The sequence below is a fragment of the Stenotrophomonas sp. Steno-Z2 genome, assembly GCF_056393235.1.
Map to the genome: position 1 here is coordinate 93,632 of NZ_JBWJOY010000006.1, position 17,646 is coordinate 111,277.

Sequence of the window (17,646 nt, forward strand, 5' to 3'; positions counted from 1 at the left end):
ACGGCCCATGACCTTCGCCTTCCTGCGTTTTGAGCTGCGCGAGCAGCTCCGCTCGCCGCTGCTGTGGCTGCTGGCGGCCCTGTTCGCGCTGATCGCCTTCGGTGCCGCCTCCAGCGATGCCGTCCAGATCGGCGGCGGCATCGGCAACGTGCATCGCAATGCGCCGTCGGTGATCGCCACCTTCATGACCTCCTTCACCCTGCTCGGCCTGCTGGTGGTCACGCTGTTCGTCAGCAATGCGCTGCTGCGCGACTTCGAGCTGGGCACCGCCGAACTGGTGTTCTCCAGCCCGATCAGACGCCGCGACTACCTGCTGGGGCGGCTGGGCGCGGCGCTGCTGGCCAGCCTGCTGATGTACCTGGTCATCGCCATCGGCCTGTTCGTCGCCCAGTTCATGCCATGGATCGACGCCGCGCGCCTGGGCCCGGTGTCGCTGCAGCCGTACCTGTGGTCGTTCGTGTACATGGTGCTGCCGAACGTGCTGTTCACCACCGCGCTGCTGGCGGTGCTGGCGGTGACCACCCGCAACATCCTGTGGGTGTACATCGGCGTGATCGTGTTCTTCGTGCTGTACGGCGTCAGCCGCGCGGTCCTGGCCGACATCGACAACCTGCGCCTGTCCTCGCTGCTCGACCCGCTGGGCATGCGCGCGATGGCGCAGGCCATGCGCTACTGGTCGGCCGAAGAACGCAACACCGGGCTGCCCGCCTTCACCGGCTACCTTCTGGAAAACCGGCTGTTGTGGCTGGGCGTGACCGGCGCGCTGTTCGCCGCCACCTTCGCCCTGTTCCGCACCGAACGCAGCGGTACCGGCCGCCGGCGCGGCGGGAAGGCGGGCAGCGCCGCCACCACCGACGCCAGGCGCCCCGCCGTCGTCGCGCCGAGGGTGGCGCCCGCGTTCACCGCCGCCACCGGCTGGAAGCAGCTGCGGCGGCAGGTCGGCTTCGACGCCCTGGGCGTGTTCCGCAGCGCGCCGTTCCTGGTGCTGCTGGTACTGGGCATGGCCAACTTCATCCCCAGCGCGCTGTTCCGCAGGACCCTGTACGGAACGCCCAGCTGGCCGGTGACCTCGCAGATGCTCGAGGCGCTGCAGCAGAGCTACAGCTTCCTGTTGATCATCATCGTGCTGTTCTACGCCGGCGAACTGGTCTGGCGCGAACGCAGCGCGCGCATCGCCGGCATCAGCGATGCCATGCCCGTGCCCAACTGGGTGCCGCTGCTGGGCAAGTTCCTGACCCTGGTCGCCGTGGTCGGCGCGTTCCAGGCCGTGGGCGGGCTCACCGCCATCGCCCTCCAGCTGGGCAAGGGCTACACCCAGATCGAGCCGCTGCTGTATGTGAAGACGCTGGCGCTGGATTCGGTGGTGTACATCCTGATGGGCGGCATGGCGCTGGTGCTGCAGGTGCTGAGCAACAACAAATTCCTCGGCTATGCCCTGCTGGTCCTGCTGCTGATAGGCCAGTCGGTGCTGGGCATGCTCGACTACACCCAGAACCTGTACAACTTCGGCAGCTGGCCGATCGCGCCGTATTCGGACATGAACGGCTATGGCCACTTCCTGGCCGGACAGCTGGCGTTCCAGGGGTACTGGGCGTTGTTCCTGCTGGCGCTGCTGCTGGTCTGCGCCGCGTTGTGGGTGCGTGGCGTCGATTCGGGCCTGCGCCAGCGCCTGAAGCTCGGCCGCCAGCGGCTGCGCGGCCGGCTGGGCGTGGCGCTCGCCACCGCGGTCGTGGCCTTCGCCGCCTGCGGCACGTGGCTGTACTGGAGCACCAACATCCGCAACGAGTTCGTCTCGCCGGACCAGATGCTGGACCGCCAGGCGCGCTATGAGCGCGAGTACCGCAAGTACAGGGACCTGCCGCAGCCGCGCATCATCGCCGTCGACAACACCGTCGACCTGCGCCCGGAAACGCAGTCGGTGCGCATCGACGGCCGCTACCGCGTGCGCAATACCCACGCGGCCGCGATCCCGGCCATCCACGTGGTGATGGGCGAGGACCGCACGCTGGCCAGCATCGAACTGGGCGGCGCCAGGCTGACCACGCACGACGAGGAACTGGGCTACCGCATCTACACGCTGGACAGGCCGATGCAGCCGGGCGAGGAACGCGACATCACCTTCACCGTTGACATCCACCCCACCGGCATCACCGCCGACCAGGCGCAGAGCCGCATCGTCGGCAACGGCAGCTTCTTCAACAGCCGCGTGCTGCCGGCGTTCGGTTACGACACCGGCGCGGAGATCAGCGACCGCAACGAACGCCGCAAGCGCGGCCTGGGCGAACCCACGCGCATGCCGAAGCTGGAGGACCAGGCCGCACGCGCCAACACCTACATCTCCAACGACGCGGACTGGCTGGACTTCCGCACCACGTTCTGCACCGCCCCGGACCAGATCGCGCTGGCGCCGGGCTACCTGCAGAAGGAATACCAGCGCGATGGCCGCCGCTGCTTCGACTACGCCATGGACCGGCCCATGCTGAACTTCTACGCCTACCTGTCGGCACGCTGGGCGGTGAAGAAGGCGGCGTACAAGGACATCCCGATCGAGGTCTATTACGACCCCAAGCACCCGTACAACGTGGACCGGATGATCGAGGGCGTGCAGAAGTCGCTGGCGTATTACGAGGCCAACTTCAGCCCGTACCAGCACCGCCAGGTGCGCATCATCGAGTTCCCGGGCTACCAGTCGTTCGCGCAGAGCTTCGCCAACACCATTCCCTACTCCGAATCGATCGGCTTCATCGCCGACCTGCGCGACAAGGACAACATCGACTATGTGTTCTACGTCACCGCGCACGAGGTCGCGCACCAGTGGTGGGCGCACCAGGTGATCGGCGCCAACGTGCAGGGTGCGACCGTGCTGTCCGAGTCGCTGTCGCAGTACTCGGCGCTGATGGTCATGGAGAAGGAATACGGCCGCGGCCACATGCGCCAGTTCCTGAAGGACGAACTGGACAGCTACCTGTCCGGGCGCGGCGGCGAGGACGTGGAGGAACTGCCGCTGTACCGGGTCGAGAACCAGCAGTACATCCATTACCGCAAGGGCTCGGTGGCGTTCTACCGGCTGCGCGAGGAAATGGGCGAGGACGCGCTGAACCGGGCGCTGGCGCGCTTCCTGCAGGCCAAGGCCTTCCAGCAGCCGCCGTACACCACCTCGGCCGAACTGCTGGACTTCATCCGCGCCGAGGCCAGGCCGGAGCAGCAGGCGCTGATCACTGACCTGTTCGAGAAGATCAGCTTCTACGACAACCGCGTGGTCGATGCGACCGCGAAGCGGCGCGCCGACGGCCGCTACGACGTGACCCTGAAGCTGCACGCCGACAAGCGTTACGCGGACGGGATCGGCAAGGAGACGCCCGGCACGCTCGACGACTGGATCGAGGTCGGCGTGTTCGCCAAGGGCCCGTCGGGCAAGGAACGCGACGAGAAGGTGCTGTACCTGCAGCGCCACCACATCACCGCGGCGGCGCCCGAGCTCACCGTGACCGTGGACGGGCGCCCGGACGAGGCCGGCTTCGACCCCTACAACAAGCTGATCGACCGGGTTTCGGCCGACAACCGCAAGCGGATCACGTTGCAGTGAGACACCCCGCCGGCCGCTGACCGGAGTGCTGCGGTGCGGATTCCGTACCGCAGCGAATGGGTATACATTCGCCTGCAACCGGCAACGCCGGACCACGACATCCGCCCTGGGAGGGGACACATGCGCAAGACCTTCAAGACCCTGTTGCTGGCCCTGCCGCTGGCCATGGCCGGCATCACCGCCGCGCAGGCCGACAACACCAGCGCCGAGGGCCGCTGGCGCCAGATCGATCCGGATACCCAGCGCGCCAAGTCCATCGTCGAGATCAGCCGCGCCAGCAACGGCACCCTGCACGGCCGCATCGTCGAACTGCTCAACCCGAGCCGCCCCAACCCGACCTGCGACAAGTGCAGCGACGACCGCAAGGGCAAGCCGATCACCGGCATGGAGATCATCCGCGGCATGCGCGCCGACGGCGCCAACAAATGGAGCGGCGGCAGCATCCTCAAGCCCGACGAGGGCAAGGTCTACAAGTCCGAGATGGAACTGATCGAAGGTGGCGCCAAGCTGAAGGTTTCCGGCTGCGTCCTGTTCATCTGCAAGTCGCAGACCTGGGAACGCATGTAAGGCCCGCCGTCCCTGCTGCTCCCGCGAAACCCGGCCCCGGCCGGGTTTTCGCATATCCGGTGGCCGGTTTTCCGGCCGCCGTGGCACGGCATGCGATAATCCGCGGTCCCCTCGTTCCCCCCAACGGCCATGACCCGTACCGCGCTCGTCACCAACGCCCTGCCCTATGCCAACGGCCCGCTGCACCTGGGCCACCTGGTCGGCTACATCCAGGCCGACATCTGGGTGCGCGCGCGCCGGCTGATGGGCGGCAAGGTCTGGTACGTCTGCGCCGACGACACCCATGGCACGCCGATCATGCTGGCCGCGGAAAAGGCCGGGGTGAGCCCGGAAACCTTCATCGCCAACATCCAGGCCAGCCACGAGCGCGATTTCGCCGCCTTCGGCGTGGCATTCGACCACTACGACTCGACCAACTCGGCCGCCAACCGCGAGCTGACCGAGGCGCTGTACAACAGGCTCGACGCCGCCGGCCACATCAGCCGGCGCTCGGTGGCGCAGTTCTACGACCCGGCCAAGGGCATGTTCCTGCCCGACCGCTACATCAAGGGCACCTGCCCGAACTGCAAGTCGCCGGACCAGTACGGCGACAACTGCGAGGTCTGCGGCGCCACCTACGGCCCGACCGACCTGATCGACCCGAAGTCGGTGGTGTCCGGCGCGACGCCGGAGATCCGCGACTCGGAGCATTACTTCTTCGAGGTGGGCCGCTTCCAGGACTTCCTGCGCGACTGGCTGGCCGGCGACGTGGCCCTGCCGGGCGTCAAGGCCAAGCTGGCCGAATGGCTGGACGCCGAGGGCGGCCTGCGCGCCTGGGACATCTCCCGCGACGCGCCCTATTTCGGCTTCGAGATTCCCGGCGCCCCGGGCAAGTACTTCTACGTGTGGCTGGACGCGCCGATCGGCTACCTGTCCAGCTTCCGCAACCTGTGCGCGAAGACCGGCGACGACTTCGACGCGGTGCTGGCCGCCGGCAGCGACACCGAGCTGCACCACTTCATCGGCAAGGACATCGTCAACTTCCACGGCCTGTTCTGGCCGTCGGTGCTGCACGGCGCCGGCCTGCGCGCGCCGACGAAGCTGCACGTCAATGGCTACCTGACCGTGGACGGCGCCAAGATGAGCAAGTCGCGCGGCACCTTCGTCATGGCCCGCACCTACCTGGACGTGGGCCTGGCGCCGGAAGCGCTGCGCTACTACTTCGCCGCCAAGTCCTCCGGCGGCGTGGACGATCTGGACCTGAACCTGGCCGACTTCACCGCACGTGTGAACGCCGACCTGGTCGGCAAGTTCGTCAACCTGGCCAGCCGCTGCGCCGGTTTCATCTCCAAGCGTTTCGACGGCCGCCTGGCCGACGCGCTGCCGGACCCGGCCCAGTACGACCGCTTCGTCGCCGCGCTGGCGCCGGTGCGCGAAGCCTACGAGCGCAACGACCCGGCCGCCGCGATCCGCCTGACCATGGCGCTGGCCGACGAGGCCAACAAGTACATCGACGACACCAAGCCGTGGGTGATCGCCAAACAAGAAGGCGCCGACGCCGAACTGCAGGCGGTCTGCACCCAGGGCCTGAACCTGTTCCGCGTGCTGGTCGCCGCGCTCAAGCCGGTGCTGCCGGCCACCGCGCAGCAGGCCGAAGGCTTCCTCAACGCGCCGATGCACGGCTGGGGCGACATCGCCGCCCCGCTCACCGCCCACACCATCGCGCCCTACGTGGCGCTGTTCACCCGTATCGACCCCAAGATGATCGACGCCATGACCGACGCCTCCAAGGACACCCTGACCTCCCCGCCCGCCGCCGAGGCCAAGCCGGCCAAGGCCGAAAAGCCCGCCAAGGTCGAAGCGAAGGTGGAGGCCAGCGCCGAAGGCGAGGCACCGGCGTACATCGGCATCGACGATTTCGCCAAACTCGACCTGCGCATCGGCAAGGTGATCGAATGCGGCTTTGTCGAAGGTTCGGACAAGCTGCTGCGCTTCCTGCTCGACGCCGGCGACCTGGGCCAGCGCCAGATCTTCTCCGGCATCCGCGGCAGCTATGGCGAGCCGGAAAAGCTGGTGGGCCGCAGCGTGGTGTTCATCGCCAACCTGGCGCCGCGCAAGATGCGCTTCGGCCTGAGCGAGGGCATGATCCTGTCGGCCGGCTTCGACGGCGGCGCGCTGGCGCTGCTGGATGCCGACGCGGGCGCCCTGCCCGGCATGCCGGTGCGGTGAGGCGGGGACCGGGGAAGGGGGAGAAGGGAATGATGCAACGCCGGTACGGATGATCCATGTCAGGTTCAAAGCCTGCTTCACAACCGACCTTTCAAGCGCGCCCCGCCCCTTCATTCCCGCCTCCCACCTCCCCGCTCCCCATGGAACTGGCCCTGTTCGATTTCGACCACACCATCACCACCTGCGACACCTACGGCCGCTTCCTGCGGCGCGTGGCCACGCCCGAGCAGCGTGCGCAGGCGTGGTGGCGGGTCGGGCCGTGGCTGCTGGCCTACCGCCTGAAACTGATCCCGGCCGGGCGCATCCGCCGCCGCGTCACCGCGCAGGTGTTCGCCGGCCGCCATGCCGGCGAGATCGCGCAGATGGCCGCCGACTATGCGCGCGACCACCTGCCGGGCATGATGCGCCCGGAGATGCTGGAGCAGATCCAGTGGCACAAGGCGCAGGGGCATACCGTGGCGGTGGTCTCGGCGTCCATCGATCTGTACCTGCAGGCCTGGTGCGACGAGCTGGGCCTGCGCCTGATCTGCAACCGGCTGGAAGCGCGCGACAATCGCCTGACCGGTCGCTACGTCGACGAAGACTGCGGCCCGCGCAAGGTGGCGCACATCCGGCGCATGTTCGATCTGGGCGCGTTCCAGCGCATCCATGCCTACGGCGACAGCGGCGAGGACAAGCCGATGCTGGCGCTGGCGCACGAGCGCTGGTACCGCGGCAGGCCGGTGTCCTGAGCCCTTCATTCCCACGCCACATGCACGACATGCCGGACAACCTGATCGAACGCCTGGACCGGGTGCTGCCGCAGACCCAGTGCGGGCAATGCGGCTACGACGGCTGCCGTCCGTACGCCGAGGCGATGGCGCGCGGCGAGGCGGGCATCGACCACTGCCCGCCCGGCGGCGATGCCGGCGCACGCACGCTGGCGCGCATCCTCGGGGTGCCGGCGCGGCCCTTCGACCGCAGCCGTGGCGAGCACAAACCGGCGCAGGTGGCGGTCATCGTCGAAGCCGACTGCATCGGCTGCACCAAGTGCATCCAGGCCTGCCCGGTGGACGCCATCGTCGGCGGCGCCAAATACATGCACACCGTGCTGGCCGACCTGTGCACCGGCTGCGAGCTGTGCATCCCGCCCTGCCCGGTGGACTGCATCGTGCTGGAGCCCGCGCCGGCGCGTCCGTAGAAGCCCCGGGCGCGATGGGTACTCCCCCGCGGGATCGCAGGGATTCCGATGCACGCAGGAGCGGCTTCAGCCGCGATGAGGCTTTCCCGCGATTCATCACAGGCACGGATCATCGGGAAGGCTCCTTTCGCGGCTGAAGCCGCTCCTGCCGTCCTCGATGACGCGCCGCGCTATGGCAGCCGCTGCAGCTCCCACGCGCGGTGGATGCGCGCGTTGCGCTCGAAATCCGGGCCGATGGTCCTGGCGCTGATCTCGCGGCAGCGCGCGAATCCGGCAATGGCATTTTCTTCCAGCTTGAAGCGGCGGAAGTTGTTGGAGAAATACAGCACGCCGCCCGGCGCCAGCCGCGCCACCGCCGCGCGCAGCAGGCGCAGCTGTTCGCGCTGCACGTCGAAGTCCTCGGCGCGCGCGGAGTTGGAGAAGGTCGGCGGGTCGCAGAAGATCACGTCGTACTGGCCCTGTTCGGCTTCCAGCCACTGGATCGCATCGGCCTGCACCAGCTGGTGGCGGCTTCCGCCCATGCCGTTCAGCGCCAGGTTGTCGGCGCACCACTGCAGGTAGGTGCCGGACAGGTCGACGCTGGTGGTCGAGGCCGCGCCGGCCACCGCCGCTTCCACGCTGGCCACGCCGGTGTAGCAGAACAGGTTGAGGAAGCGCTTGCCGCGCGCCTGTTCGGCCATGTGCCGGCGCAGCGGGCGGTGGTCCAGGAACAGGCCGGTGTCCAGGTAGTCGAACAGGTTCACCCGCAGCAGCGCGTCGTTCTCGCGCACCAGGATGAACTCGCCGCGCTGTTCGAAGCGGCCGTACTTGCTGCCGCCCTTGCCGCGCTCGCGCGATTTCAGCGCCACCTGCTCGGCCGGCACCTCGAACACCTCGCGCGCGGCGGCCAGCAGTTCGTTGCGGCGGCGGCGCACGTCGGCGTCGGGAATCGCGGCCGGCGCGGCGTATTCCTGCACGTGCAGGAAGGTGCGCCGCTTGCCGCCGTCCTCCTGGTAGACGTCGATCGCCGCCGCGTATTCGGGCAGGTCGGCGTCGTAGGCGCGGAAGCAGCTCACGTTCTCCCGCGCGCGCCAGCTCTTGAACTTCTTCAGGTTCTTGCGCAGGCGGTTGGCCACCATCTGCGCGCCCTCGCTGAGTTCGCGCGGGCGGCCGTCGTCCGCGCGCCCGGCCACCGCGATGGAGTCACAGACGATCAGCGTGCATTCGATGGCGCCGTTGAACAGCTGGTAGGTCCTGCGCGCGCGCAGGCCGGTGGCGAAGGCCAGCTCGGCATTGCCGCACAGCAGGCTGGCGCGCCACTGCGGCACCGCCTGCTTCAGCGCATCGCCAAGACGACGGTACAGCGCGGCATCGGCGGCCAGGCGTTCGTCATAGGGCGGGTTGCAGACCACGCAGCCGGTTTCCTGCGGCGGCACCTGCATGTCGGCCACGTCGCGCACACCGAACCAGATCGCCTCGCCGACGCCGGCCTCCTCGGCGTTCTGCTTGGCCGCGCGGATCGCCTGCGGGTCGAGGTCGCTGCCGTGGATGACCTGCTTCAGCGCGGCGCGGCCGACGCGTTCGCGCTCGCGCGCCTCGGCCACCAGTTCGCGCCACTGCGCCTGGTCGAAACCGCGCCAGCGGCTGGGCGGCAGGCTGCCGTGGCGCTGCAGGCCGGGCGCGACGTCGGCCGCCATCAGCGCGCCCTCGATCAGCAGCGTGCCGCCACCGCACATCGGGTCGAGCAGGCCGCCGCCTTCGGCGTGGATCTTCGGCCAGCCGGCGCGCAGCAGCACCGCGGCGGCCAGGTTTTCCTTCAGCGGCGCGTCGTTCTGCGCCAGGCGCCAACCGCGCCGGTGCAGCGAACCGCCGCCGAGGTCGATGGAAATCGTGGCCCGGCCCTTGCGCAGCGACAGGTTGATGCGCACGTCCGGCAACTCGACGTTCACCGACGGCCGCTCCAGTCCTTCCGCGCGCAGGCGGTCCACCACCGCGTCCTTGATCCGCTGCGCGGCGAAGCGCGCGTGGGTGATGGCGGTACCGGACACATGCGCATCGACCGCCAGGGTCAGCTCGGCATCGAGATGCTCTTCCCACGGCATCGCCAGCACGCCGTGGTACAGCGCGCCCTCGTCCGGGCAGTCGAATTCGACCAGCGGCCACAGCACCCGGCTGGCCAGGCGCGACCACAGCACCACGCGCTGCGCGTCGCGCAGGTCCCCTTCGGCGTTGACCCCGGCGATGGTGGCGGTGGCCTTGGGCAGGCCCAGCGCCAGCAGTTCGTCGGCCAGGAGGTACTCCAGGCCCTTGGCGCAGGAAACGAAGAATTTCACGGGGGACATCACGGGGGAACGGCAACGGGCCGGGGGCGCCATTGTACGGGGCCGGGCCGCGGCACCGGGCAGCCGGCGACGGCCTGCGCGGGCGACGTAAAGGCGGGGCTTGCTCGCATGGGCTTCACCGGGAAGGCATCGTGCGGGGCGAACCCCGCGTCACAACGTCTGCAGCAGGGCCTCGAATTCGCGCGCCGAAGCCTCGACATGGTTCTCAAGGCGATGGCCGTCGTCGACCAGCAGCAGCCGTGCGGCGCGGGCCTGCGCCCACTCGATCACCGCCGTCGGCGCGATCAGTTCATCGCGCCAGGCATGGACCACGCTGGTCGGCACGGGCGCTGCGTCCAGCGCCGGCATCGGCCCCATCTTCGTCGGCGGCACCATCAGGAACAGCCCGCGCACCGGCACGTGCAGCGAGGCGATGGCCGAGATATAGGCGCCGAGGCTGGAACCGGCCAGCACCACCGGGCCGCGCGCGGCGGCCTCGCCGGCCAGGCGGATCAGCCGCTGCAGGCGCCCGGGCACGTCGCCCACCTCGCTGACCGCGCGGCGCGCGTCCAGGTCGGTGTAGTCCGGGCGCTCGTGGGTCCAGCCCAGGCGCTGCGCCACGTCGGCCAGCGCGGTGACCTTGGTCGCCTCGGGACCGCTCTCGAAACCGTGGGAAAGAATGCAGTGGCCGCGGCTCATGGAACACCGGAAGACGAAGCGGAACGGGGCGGCAATGCTAGCATCCGCCGATGCACGCCATGCCCGCCATCCACCTCGCGCCCCTGCCCTACGAGCCGCTGCTGCCGCTGCGCGAGCCGGCGGCGGTCGACCTGGTGGTGATCCACTGCACCGAGCTGCCGGACCTGGCGATGGCGCGCGAATACGGCGAGCGCGTGCTCTACGACAGCGGCACCGGCAACAGCGGCCATTACTACATCGACCGCGACGGCAGCATCCACCAGTACGTCGCGCCCGAACGCAGCGCCCACCACGTGCGCGGCATCAACCCGCGCGCGCTCGGCATCGAACTGGTCAACAGCGGCCGCTATCCGCACTGGCTGGATTCGCGCCACCAGGCGATGGACGAGCCGTATGCGCAGGCGCAGCTCGATGCGCTGGTCGCGCTGCTGCGCTGGCTGCCGCAGCGCCTGCCGGCGCTGCGCTGGATCGCCGGCCACGAGGACCTGGATACCGAACAGGTGGCGGCCAGTGACAATCCCTCGCTGTCGGTGCCGCGCAAGCGCGACCCGGGACCGCGGTTCCCGTGGAATGAGGTGCTGGCGGCGATCCCGCTGCACCGCCTGCCGGTAACCCCGTAGGAGCGGCTTCAGCCGCGATGGGGCCTGCCCGAAACCGCCTGCACGGCAGCGCCGCCCTCCATCACCGGATTGCAATGGGACACCCCGTCGCGGCTGAAGCCGCTCCTACGGGCGCGCCACCGGGCGCGAGGGGTCGGACGACCAGCCGCTCCACGAATCGGCGAACACCCGCGCACCCGTCAGCCCTGCGATCTCGAAGGCCAGCAGCAGGTGGCAGGCGGTGACGCCGGAGCCGCACATCATCACCGCCTCGCCCGGCGCGTGGGCGCCCAGCAGCGGTTCCAGTTCGGCGCGCAGTTCCGCCGCCGGGCGGAAACGGCCATCGCGCAGATTGAGCGCGAACGGGCGGTTGAGCGCGCCGGGCACATGGCCGGCGACGCGGTCCAGCGGCTCGACCTCACCGCGGTAGCGTTCGCCGGCGCGGGCGTCGATCAGCCAGCCCGGCGCCTGCGACAGGCGTGCGGCGATCTCCTCGGCGCTGGCCACCTGGGCGAGGTCGAAGCGCCCCGGATACGGCGGCAACGCCGGCACCTGCACCGCGTCGGCCACCACCGGCTGGCCCGCGGCCTGCCAGGCCGCCAGCCCGCCGTCGAGCACCGCGACCCGGCGATGGCCGATCAGCCGCAGCAGCCACCACAGCCGCGCGGCCGCCATGCTGCCGTCGCCGGCGTCGTAGACCACCACCTGCGTGTCCGGGCCGATGCCCCAGCGCCCCAGCGTGGCGGCGAAGGCGTCGCTGTCCGGCAGCGGATGACGGCCATGGCCCTGCCGCGACAGGTCGGAAAGATCGCGGTTGAGATCGGCGTAGACCGCGCCGGGCAGATGCCCTGCCGCGTACTGCGCGGCGCCGGACTGCGGATCGGCCAGCGAGAAGCGCGCGTCCACGACCCGCGTGGCGGTACTGGCGGTGGCGCGCGCATCGACCAGGCGCGGCGGCGCGGCAGCCAGGGCGGCGGCAAGCGGGGCCACGTCCACCAGCGTGGTCCACGGCGGGTCGATGGCATTCATGGGGTCTGCTCCAGTCGGCGACGCAGGTTGTAGAGGATGGCCGCGGTCGCGCCCCAGATGCGCTGGCCCGGCCAGGTGTATTCGAGCACGTGGCGGATGCGGCCACGGTGGTCGATCTCGACCTGGCGCAGGTTGGCCGGGTCCATCAGGAAATCCAGCGGCACTTCGAATACCTCGGCCACTTCCGCCGGCTGCGGTACCGGCACGAACGCCGGGTCGATCACCGCCACCAGCGGGGTGACGCGGAAACTGGAAATGGTGACGAACGGGTCCAGGTAGCCCAGCGCCTGCACCCGCTCGGCGGGCAGCGCGATTTCCTCGCCGCTCTCGCGCAGCGCCGCGGCCGCCGGGTTGCGGTCGCCCGGCTCGATGCGCCCGCCGGGGAAGCCGACCTGGCCGCCATGGTTGCGCAGCGTCTCGGTGCGGCGGGTGAGCAGCACCTGCACGCCCTGCGGCCGCGGCACCAGCCCGGCCAGCACCGCCGCCTCGGCCGGCGGGCCGGGCGGCAGCAGGTCAGCCAGTTCGCCGTAGTTCCAGCCCTTGTCGCTGGGCGCGCTGGCCAGCGGGTTCAGCGCGCGCAGCAGGCGTTCATGCCCGGGCAGCGTGGCGGCCAGCGAACCGGCCTCCAGCGCGCGCGCCGGCAGCACGTCCCGCATCAGTTGCTGGCGGTGTTGCTCGCTCATGCGCATCCAGCCGGCGATCTCCTCGCCCGTGCGCTGGCAGCCGCGGCAGCGGCCGCCGCCGTCCAGCGAGCAGATTCCGATGCAGGGACTGGAAATGGCACGGCGCACGGCATCCATCGGTCACGACACTCCAAGCCTACTGCAATCGCCCGCAACGCGATCGCGCTGCAGGGCCGGCCGGCCACGGAACGGCAGGCCGCACAAACGAAAAACGCGCCGGTGGAGGCCACCGGCGCGTCGTTCCGTCACTTGCTGGTTACTTGACGCTGACCAGCTTGATCTCGAACTGCACGGCCACGTTCGGCGGGAACGGGGTGCGCGGGTCGGCGCCGTAGGCCTTCTCCGGCGGCAGGGTGACTTCCCACTTGGCGCCGGTCGGCATCTGCAGCAGGGTCTCGCGCATGGCCTGCATTTCCACTTCGCTGACCTTGATCGACGGGATCTGCTGGGCCGGGCGGGCCTCCTGCGGACGCTGGCCGTACGGGAACGGACCGGCCACTTCCAGCGCGACGGTGCTGGCCTGGGTCGGCTTGGCGCCGGCGCCGGCTTCGATCACGCGGTACTGCACGCCGCTGGGCAGGGTCTGCACGCCGGCCTTGGCCTTGTTGGCGGCAATGAACTGGTCGCTGCGGGTCTTGTTCTCGGCGGCGGCCTTTTCGTACTCGGCCTTGGCGGCCTCGGCGCGGCCCTGCTCGCGGCGCTGGAACGCCTCGACGGCCGGCTTGAGCTGGTCGCTGGTGATCGCCGGCTGCTTCTTCGCGTAGGCGTCCTGCAGGCCCTTGACCACCGAGGCGATGTCCAGCTGTTCGCCGCGGGCGGTGAGCTCGGCCAGGTTGTTGCCGTAGTCGTATCCGAAGTAGTAGCTCAGCTTGCCCTTCTCGGACGAGACGTCCTGGGCGATTGCAGTGCCGGTGAGGGCCAGGGCGGCCACGGCGACCGCGATAGAACGCAACTTCATCAAACAGTTCTCCAGGAAAGATGTCTCAGGGCAACCATGCCGCTAGAGGCGACGGGTTAGGATAGCCGCCACAACGGCGGACCGCCACTGACGACAAGGGCTTCTGACCAACGGTCATGGCCGGAGTTCCCCGATTACCTTTTCTTAACTTTTTCCTGGAGTCAGCATGTCCGACGCACCGGTTTCCATCAGCACCCGCGATGGCGTGCGCACCCTCACCGTGCAGCGCCCGGAGAAGCTCAACGCGCTCAACCGCCAGACCCTGGAGGCGCTGGACGCCGCCTTCGCCGAGGCCGCCGGGGCCGCGGACGTGCGGGTGGTGGTCCTGACCGGCGCCGGCGCCAAGGCCTTCGTGGCCGGCGCCGACATCGCCGAGATGAACAGCCTCACCCCGGTGCAGGGGCGCGACTTCTCGCTGCTCGGCCAGCGCCTGATGCGGCGCATCGAGCGCCTGCCCAAGCCGGTGATCGCGATGGTGAACGGTTTCGCCCTGGGCGGCGGCCTGGAACTGGCGATGGCCTGCCACCTGCGCATCGCCGCCGACAGCGCCAAGGTCGGCCAGCCGGAGATCAACCTCGGCCTGATCCCGGGCTTCGGCGGCACCCAGCGCCTGCTGCGCCTGGCCGGCCGCGCCGCCACCCTGGAGCTGTGCCTGCTGGGCGCGCCCATCGACGCCGCCCGTGCCCAGCAGTTGGGCATCGTCAACCGCGTGGTGCCGGCCGCCGAACTGGAGGCCGAAACCCTGAAGATCGCCACGCAGCTGGCCAACGCCGCGCCGCTGGCCCTGCGCGGCATCCTCGACGCGGTCAACGTCGGCGGCGAATGCGCCATCGAGGAAGGCCTGGAGTACGAAAGCGCGCAGTTCGGGCTGATGTTCTCCACCCAGGACATGCGCGAAGGCACCGGCGCCTTCCTCGAACGCCGCAAGCCGGAATTCCGCAACTGCTGATCCGCGCCGCGATGCCCGTTCCTTCCGCCTCCCCCCGCCAGTTGCTGCAGTACGTACTGGATGACGACCTGGACGCCGCGCTGGACGCCGGCCTGATGGACTACGTGCCGCAGCCCGGCGACGCGGCGCTGGACCCGCAGCAGCCGGACCTGCCACGGCAGCTGGCGCAGGCGCAGCAGCGCCTGCGCGACGCCTGGGCCGCGCGTGGACGCCACCGCGCCCGTGCCGCGCGCCTGGCGCGCCGCGCCGCCGAGCGCGAGGCGCGGCGCGCACCGCCGCCCGTGCCGGACCGCACACCCGCCCTGCCGGCGGCGGCCGCGGCGATCCTGGCCCGCGCCCAGGCGAAAGCCAGGAAAGAGTGAAGAGGAACCAGTGAAAGCAAAGGCCACGACAAACGCCACCGTCAAAGCGGATGCGGGCGCCGCACAGGCGAAACAGGCGAAGAAGCAGCGCGCTTCCCTCCCGCGTTCCCCTGCACCCGCTCCCCGCTCCAGGCGCATGACCCGCGAAGAGGTGCGCGAGATGTTCACGCGCCTGCGCGAACTCAACCCGCATCCGACCACCGAGCTGGAATACAGCACGCCGTTCGAACTGCTGGTGGCGGTGACGCTGTCGGCCCAGGCCACCGACGTGGGCGTGAACAAGGCCACGCGCAGGCTGTTCCCGGTGGCCAACACCGCGCAGGCCATCCTCGCGCTGGGCGAGGAAGGGCTCAAGCCCTACATCTCCACCATCGGCCTGTTCAACGCCAAGGCGAAGAACGTGATCGCCGCCTGCGCGATCCTGGTCGAGAAGTACGGTGGCGAAGTGCCTGCCGACCGCGCCGCGCTCGAAGCCCTGCCCGGCGTCGGCCGCAAGACCGCCAACGTGGTGCTCAACACCGCCTTCGGCGAACCGACCATGGCGGTGGACACGCACATCTTCCGCGTCTCCAACCGCACCGGCCTGGCGCCGGGCAAGGACGTACGCGCGGTGGAGGACGGGTTGTTGAAGGTGATTCCGGCCGAGTTCCTGCAGGATGCGCATCATTGGTTGATCCTGCATGGACGTTATGTGTGCAGGGCGCGTAAACCAGACTGCCCGCAGTGCGTCATCCGCGACCTGTGCCACTACAAGGACAAGACCGTCGCCTGACGGCGGCAACATGGCCAGCCGCGGCCGCGGCATCACCCCGATGGCGCCGATCCGTCGCTGCGGGCCGGCGCGCAAGCCGGACTGCCCGCAGTGCGTCATCCGCGACCTGTGCCACTACAAGGACAAGACCGTCGCCTGATGCGGCGGCATGGCCAGCCGCGGGCGCGGCATCGACCCCGATGGCGCCGATCCGTCACTGCGGGCCGGCGCGCAAGCCGGACTGCCCGCAGTGCGTCATCCGCGACCTGTGCCACTACAAGGACAAGACCGTCGCCTGATGCGGCGGCATGGCCAGCCGCGGGCGCGGCATCGACCCCAACGGCGCCGATCCGTCACTGCGGGCCGGCGCGTTGACTGCCATCTGCACGACACCTGCCGGTAACAGCGGGCCCGTCCAATATGCCAGGGTGGGCGCGGCGGCAACCGGCGCGCGTCGCCGGACTGTCATATTTACGCAATCCTTACGCTTTAGGCTGCGCAGCATCCTCAACCTGCCTGCAAGGCTACCCACCCCATGAAACTGCATCGCCAACTCCTTACTGCGGCCGTCGCCGCGGCACTGTTCGCGCCGGCTGCTCACGCTGAAGTCGCCATCGACGTCATTGGCGGTTCCGAAATCACCTTCGAGGGCCTGGTGCAGGCCGATGGCAACTGGTTCAGCAACGACAAGGCCGATCTCAACGGCACCACCGGCCTGAACGGCAAGAACAGCGAGTTCGAGCTGCGCCGCGCCGAGCTGGTGCTCAAGGGCAAGGGCCCGGGCAACATCGAGTGGGTGGTGGGTTACGACGCCAAGGCCGACAAGTTCCTGGACACCAACCTCAAGTACAAGCTGGGCGGCGACGCCAACCACTACCTGCAGGCCGGCCAGTTCAAGCAGCCGAACAGCCTGGAAGAGCTGTCCAGCACCAAGAACAACGATTTCATCTCCAAGGCCACGGTGACCAATACCTATGCCGTCGCCCGCCGCCTCGGTGTGGGCTACAGCATCGGCGATGCCGACTGGTCGGTGACCGCGTCGGCCTTCGGCCGCGAGCTGACCCGCAAGCTGGCCCATGGCAGCGGCTACGGCGTGCGCGGCACCTTCGCCCCGATCAACGAGAAGGGCAACATCCTGCACTTCGGCCTGAGCTACGCCGATTACGACACCGACGCCGATACGCTGCGCCTGCGCGCCCGCCCCAACGCCGACCTGGCCACCGTGCGCCTGGTCGACAGCGGCGACCTCAAGGACACCGACCGCATCGGCACGCTCGGCGCCGAGGCCATGTACGTGCACGGCCCGTTCAAGGCCCAGGGCGAGTACTACAGCGCCAAGGTCAAGCGTTACGACCACGGCAACTACACCAGCGACGGCTACTACGTCAGCGGCGTGTGGAACGTCACCGGCGAGACCTGGGGCTACAAGGGCGGCACCCCGAGCCTGGGCCTGCCGGACGAACCGGGCCGCGGCATGTGGCAGCTGGGCGCGCGCTTCGACCACATCGACCTGAACGATGGCGGCCTGCGCGCACCGGCCGTCGCCGGCGGCGCCCCGCTGGTGGACGGCGTGCTGGGCGGCAAGATGGACATCTGGACCGTCGGCGCCAACTGGTACTGGCGCTCCAACTTCAAGGCCTCGCTAAACTACGTGATGGTCGACAGCAAGAAGTACTCCTCCAGCGCGCGCGGCTTCGTCGCCGACAAGCCGGACATCCTGGAAGCCCGCCTGCAGTTCTTCTGGTAAGCGGCACTCCCCAGGCAGCAACACGGAC

16 protein-coding genes are annotated in these 17,646 nt (G+C 69.5%); 11 read left to right on the forward strand and 5 right to left on the reverse strand.

From position 1 onward, the window contains the following. Positions 1-7 precede the first annotated feature (7 nt). The 5 genes from AC06FP_RS13110 (at position 8) to rnfB (ending at position 7,541) form a co-directional block, all read left to right on the forward strand. The gene (locus AC06FP_RS13110) at positions 8-3,586 is read left to right on the forward strand and encodes a M1 family aminopeptidase (protein WP_478075804.1); all 3,579 of its coding nucleotides are present in this window, start codon (positions 8-10) and stop codon (positions 3,584-3,586) included. A 120-nt stretch (positions 3,587-3,706) separates the two neighbouring features. Continuing rightward, a complete protein-coding gene (locus AC06FP_RS13115) occupies positions 3,707-4,153 on the forward strand; it encodes a DUF2147 domain-containing protein (protein WP_456116566.1) in 447 nt (148 codons plus the stop codon). 129 nt (positions 4,154-4,282) lie between these two features. Continuing rightward, the gene (gene metG, locus AC06FP_RS13120) at positions 4,283-6,361 is read left to right on the forward strand and encodes a methionine--tRNA ligase (RefSeq protein ID WP_478075805.1); all 2,079 of its coding nucleotides are present in this window, start codon (positions 4,283-4,285) and stop codon (positions 6,359-6,361) included. Between the two features lie 140 nt (positions 6,362-6,501). Continuing rightward, complete coding sequence (locus AC06FP_RS13125) at positions 6,502-7,092, forward strand: HAD family hydrolase (protein ID WP_478075806.1); 591 nt, start codon at positions 6,502-6,504, stop codon at positions 7,090-7,092. A gap of 20 nt (positions 7,093-7,112) precedes the next feature. Beyond that, positions 7,113-7,541 (forward strand): Rnf electron transport complex subunit RnfB, encoded by a 429-nt coding sequence (rnfB, locus tag AC06FP_RS13130; protein WP_478075807.1) that lies wholly within the window; start codon positions 7,113-7,115, stop codon positions 7,539-7,541. Positions 7,542-7,711: 170 nt separating this feature from the next. Here the strand turns inward: rnfB and rlmKL are convergent, their stop codons facing one another. Both rlmKL and AC06FP_RS13140 read right to left on the reverse strand, forming a co-directional pair. Then, positions 7,712-9,853, reverse strand: a complete 2,142-nt coding sequence (gene rlmKL / locus AC06FP_RS13135) for a bifunctional 23S rRNA (guanine(2069)-N(7))-methyltransferase RlmK/23S rRNA (guanine(2445)-N(2))-methyltransferase RlmL (RefSeq protein ID WP_478075808.1) — start codon at positions 9,851-9,853, stop codon at positions 7,712-7,714. Between the two features lie 159 nt (positions 9,854-10,012). After that, entirely contained in the window at positions 10,013-10,540 is a 528-nt protein-coding gene (locus AC06FP_RS13140; RefSeq protein WP_478075809.1) for a hypothetical protein, read from the reverse strand. Positions 10,541-10,590: 50 nt separating this feature from the next. Here AC06FP_RS13140 and AC06FP_RS13145 point away from each other — a divergent pair, with 50 nt between their 5' ends. Further along, on the forward strand, positions 10,591-11,160 hold the full coding sequence (locus AC06FP_RS13145; protein ID WP_478075810.1) for an N-acetylmuramoyl-L-alanine amidase: 570 nt from the start codon (positions 10,591-10,593) through the stop codon (positions 11,158-11,160). A gap of 105 nt (positions 11,161-11,265) precedes the next feature. Here the strand turns inward: AC06FP_RS13145 and AC06FP_RS13150 are convergent, their stop codons facing one another. The 3 genes from AC06FP_RS13150 to AC06FP_RS13160 all read right to left on the reverse strand — a co-directional run bounded on the left by AC06FP_RS13150 (position 11,266) and on the right by AC06FP_RS13160 (position 13,809). Continuing rightward, positions 11,266-12,168: a sulfurtransferase gene (locus tag AC06FP_RS13150; protein ID WP_478075811.1), complete on the reverse strand. Its 903-nt coding sequence runs from the start codon at positions 12,166-12,168 to the stop codon at positions 11,266-11,268. Beyond that, entirely contained in the window at positions 12,165-12,968 is an 804-nt protein-coding gene (locus AC06FP_RS13155) for an NUDIX hydrolase (RefSeq protein WP_456116573.1), read from the reverse strand. Before AC06FP_RS13155 ends, AC06FP_RS13150 begins: the two co-directional genes overlap by 4 nt. A gap of 139 nt (positions 12,969-13,107) precedes the next feature. Next, a complete protein-coding gene (locus AC06FP_RS13160) occupies positions 13,108-13,809 on the reverse strand; it encodes an FKBP-type peptidyl-prolyl cis-trans isomerase N-terminal domain-containing protein (RefSeq protein WP_433851968.1) in 702 nt (233 codons plus the stop codon). Positions 13,810-13,975: 166 nt separating this feature from the next. Here AC06FP_RS13160 and AC06FP_RS13165 point away from each other — a divergent pair, with 166 nt between their 5' ends. From AC06FP_RS13165 to AC06FP_RS13185, 5 genes are all read left to right on the forward strand, one after another. Next, entirely contained in the window at positions 13,976-14,758 is a 783-nt protein-coding gene (locus AC06FP_RS13165; RefSeq protein ID WP_456116574.1) for an enoyl-CoA hydratase/isomerase family protein, read from the forward strand. Between the two features lie 11 nt (positions 14,759-14,769). Then, on the forward strand, positions 14,770-15,120 hold the full coding sequence (locus AC06FP_RS13170) for a hypothetical protein (RefSeq protein WP_478075812.1): 351 nt from the start codon (positions 14,770-14,772) through the stop codon (positions 15,118-15,120). A 136-nt stretch (positions 15,121-15,256) separates the two neighbouring features. Then, on the forward strand, positions 15,257-15,892 hold the full coding sequence (nth, locus tag AC06FP_RS13175; protein ID WP_456116576.1) for an endonuclease III: 636 nt from the start codon (positions 15,257-15,259) through the stop codon (positions 15,890-15,892). A gap of 10 nt (positions 15,893-15,902) precedes the next feature. Beyond that, on the forward strand, positions 15,903-16,031 hold the full coding sequence (locus tag AC06FP_RS13180) for a hypothetical protein (protein ID WP_478075813.1): 129 nt from the start codon (positions 15,903-15,905) through the stop codon (positions 16,029-16,031). A gap of 375 nt (positions 16,032-16,406) precedes the next feature. Next, positions 16,407-17,618: an OprO/OprP family phosphate-selective porin gene (locus tag AC06FP_RS13185; protein ID WP_456116577.1), complete on the forward strand. Its 1,212-nt coding sequence runs from the start codon at positions 16,407-16,409 to the stop codon at positions 17,616-17,618. Positions 17,619-17,646 lie beyond the last annotated feature (28 nt).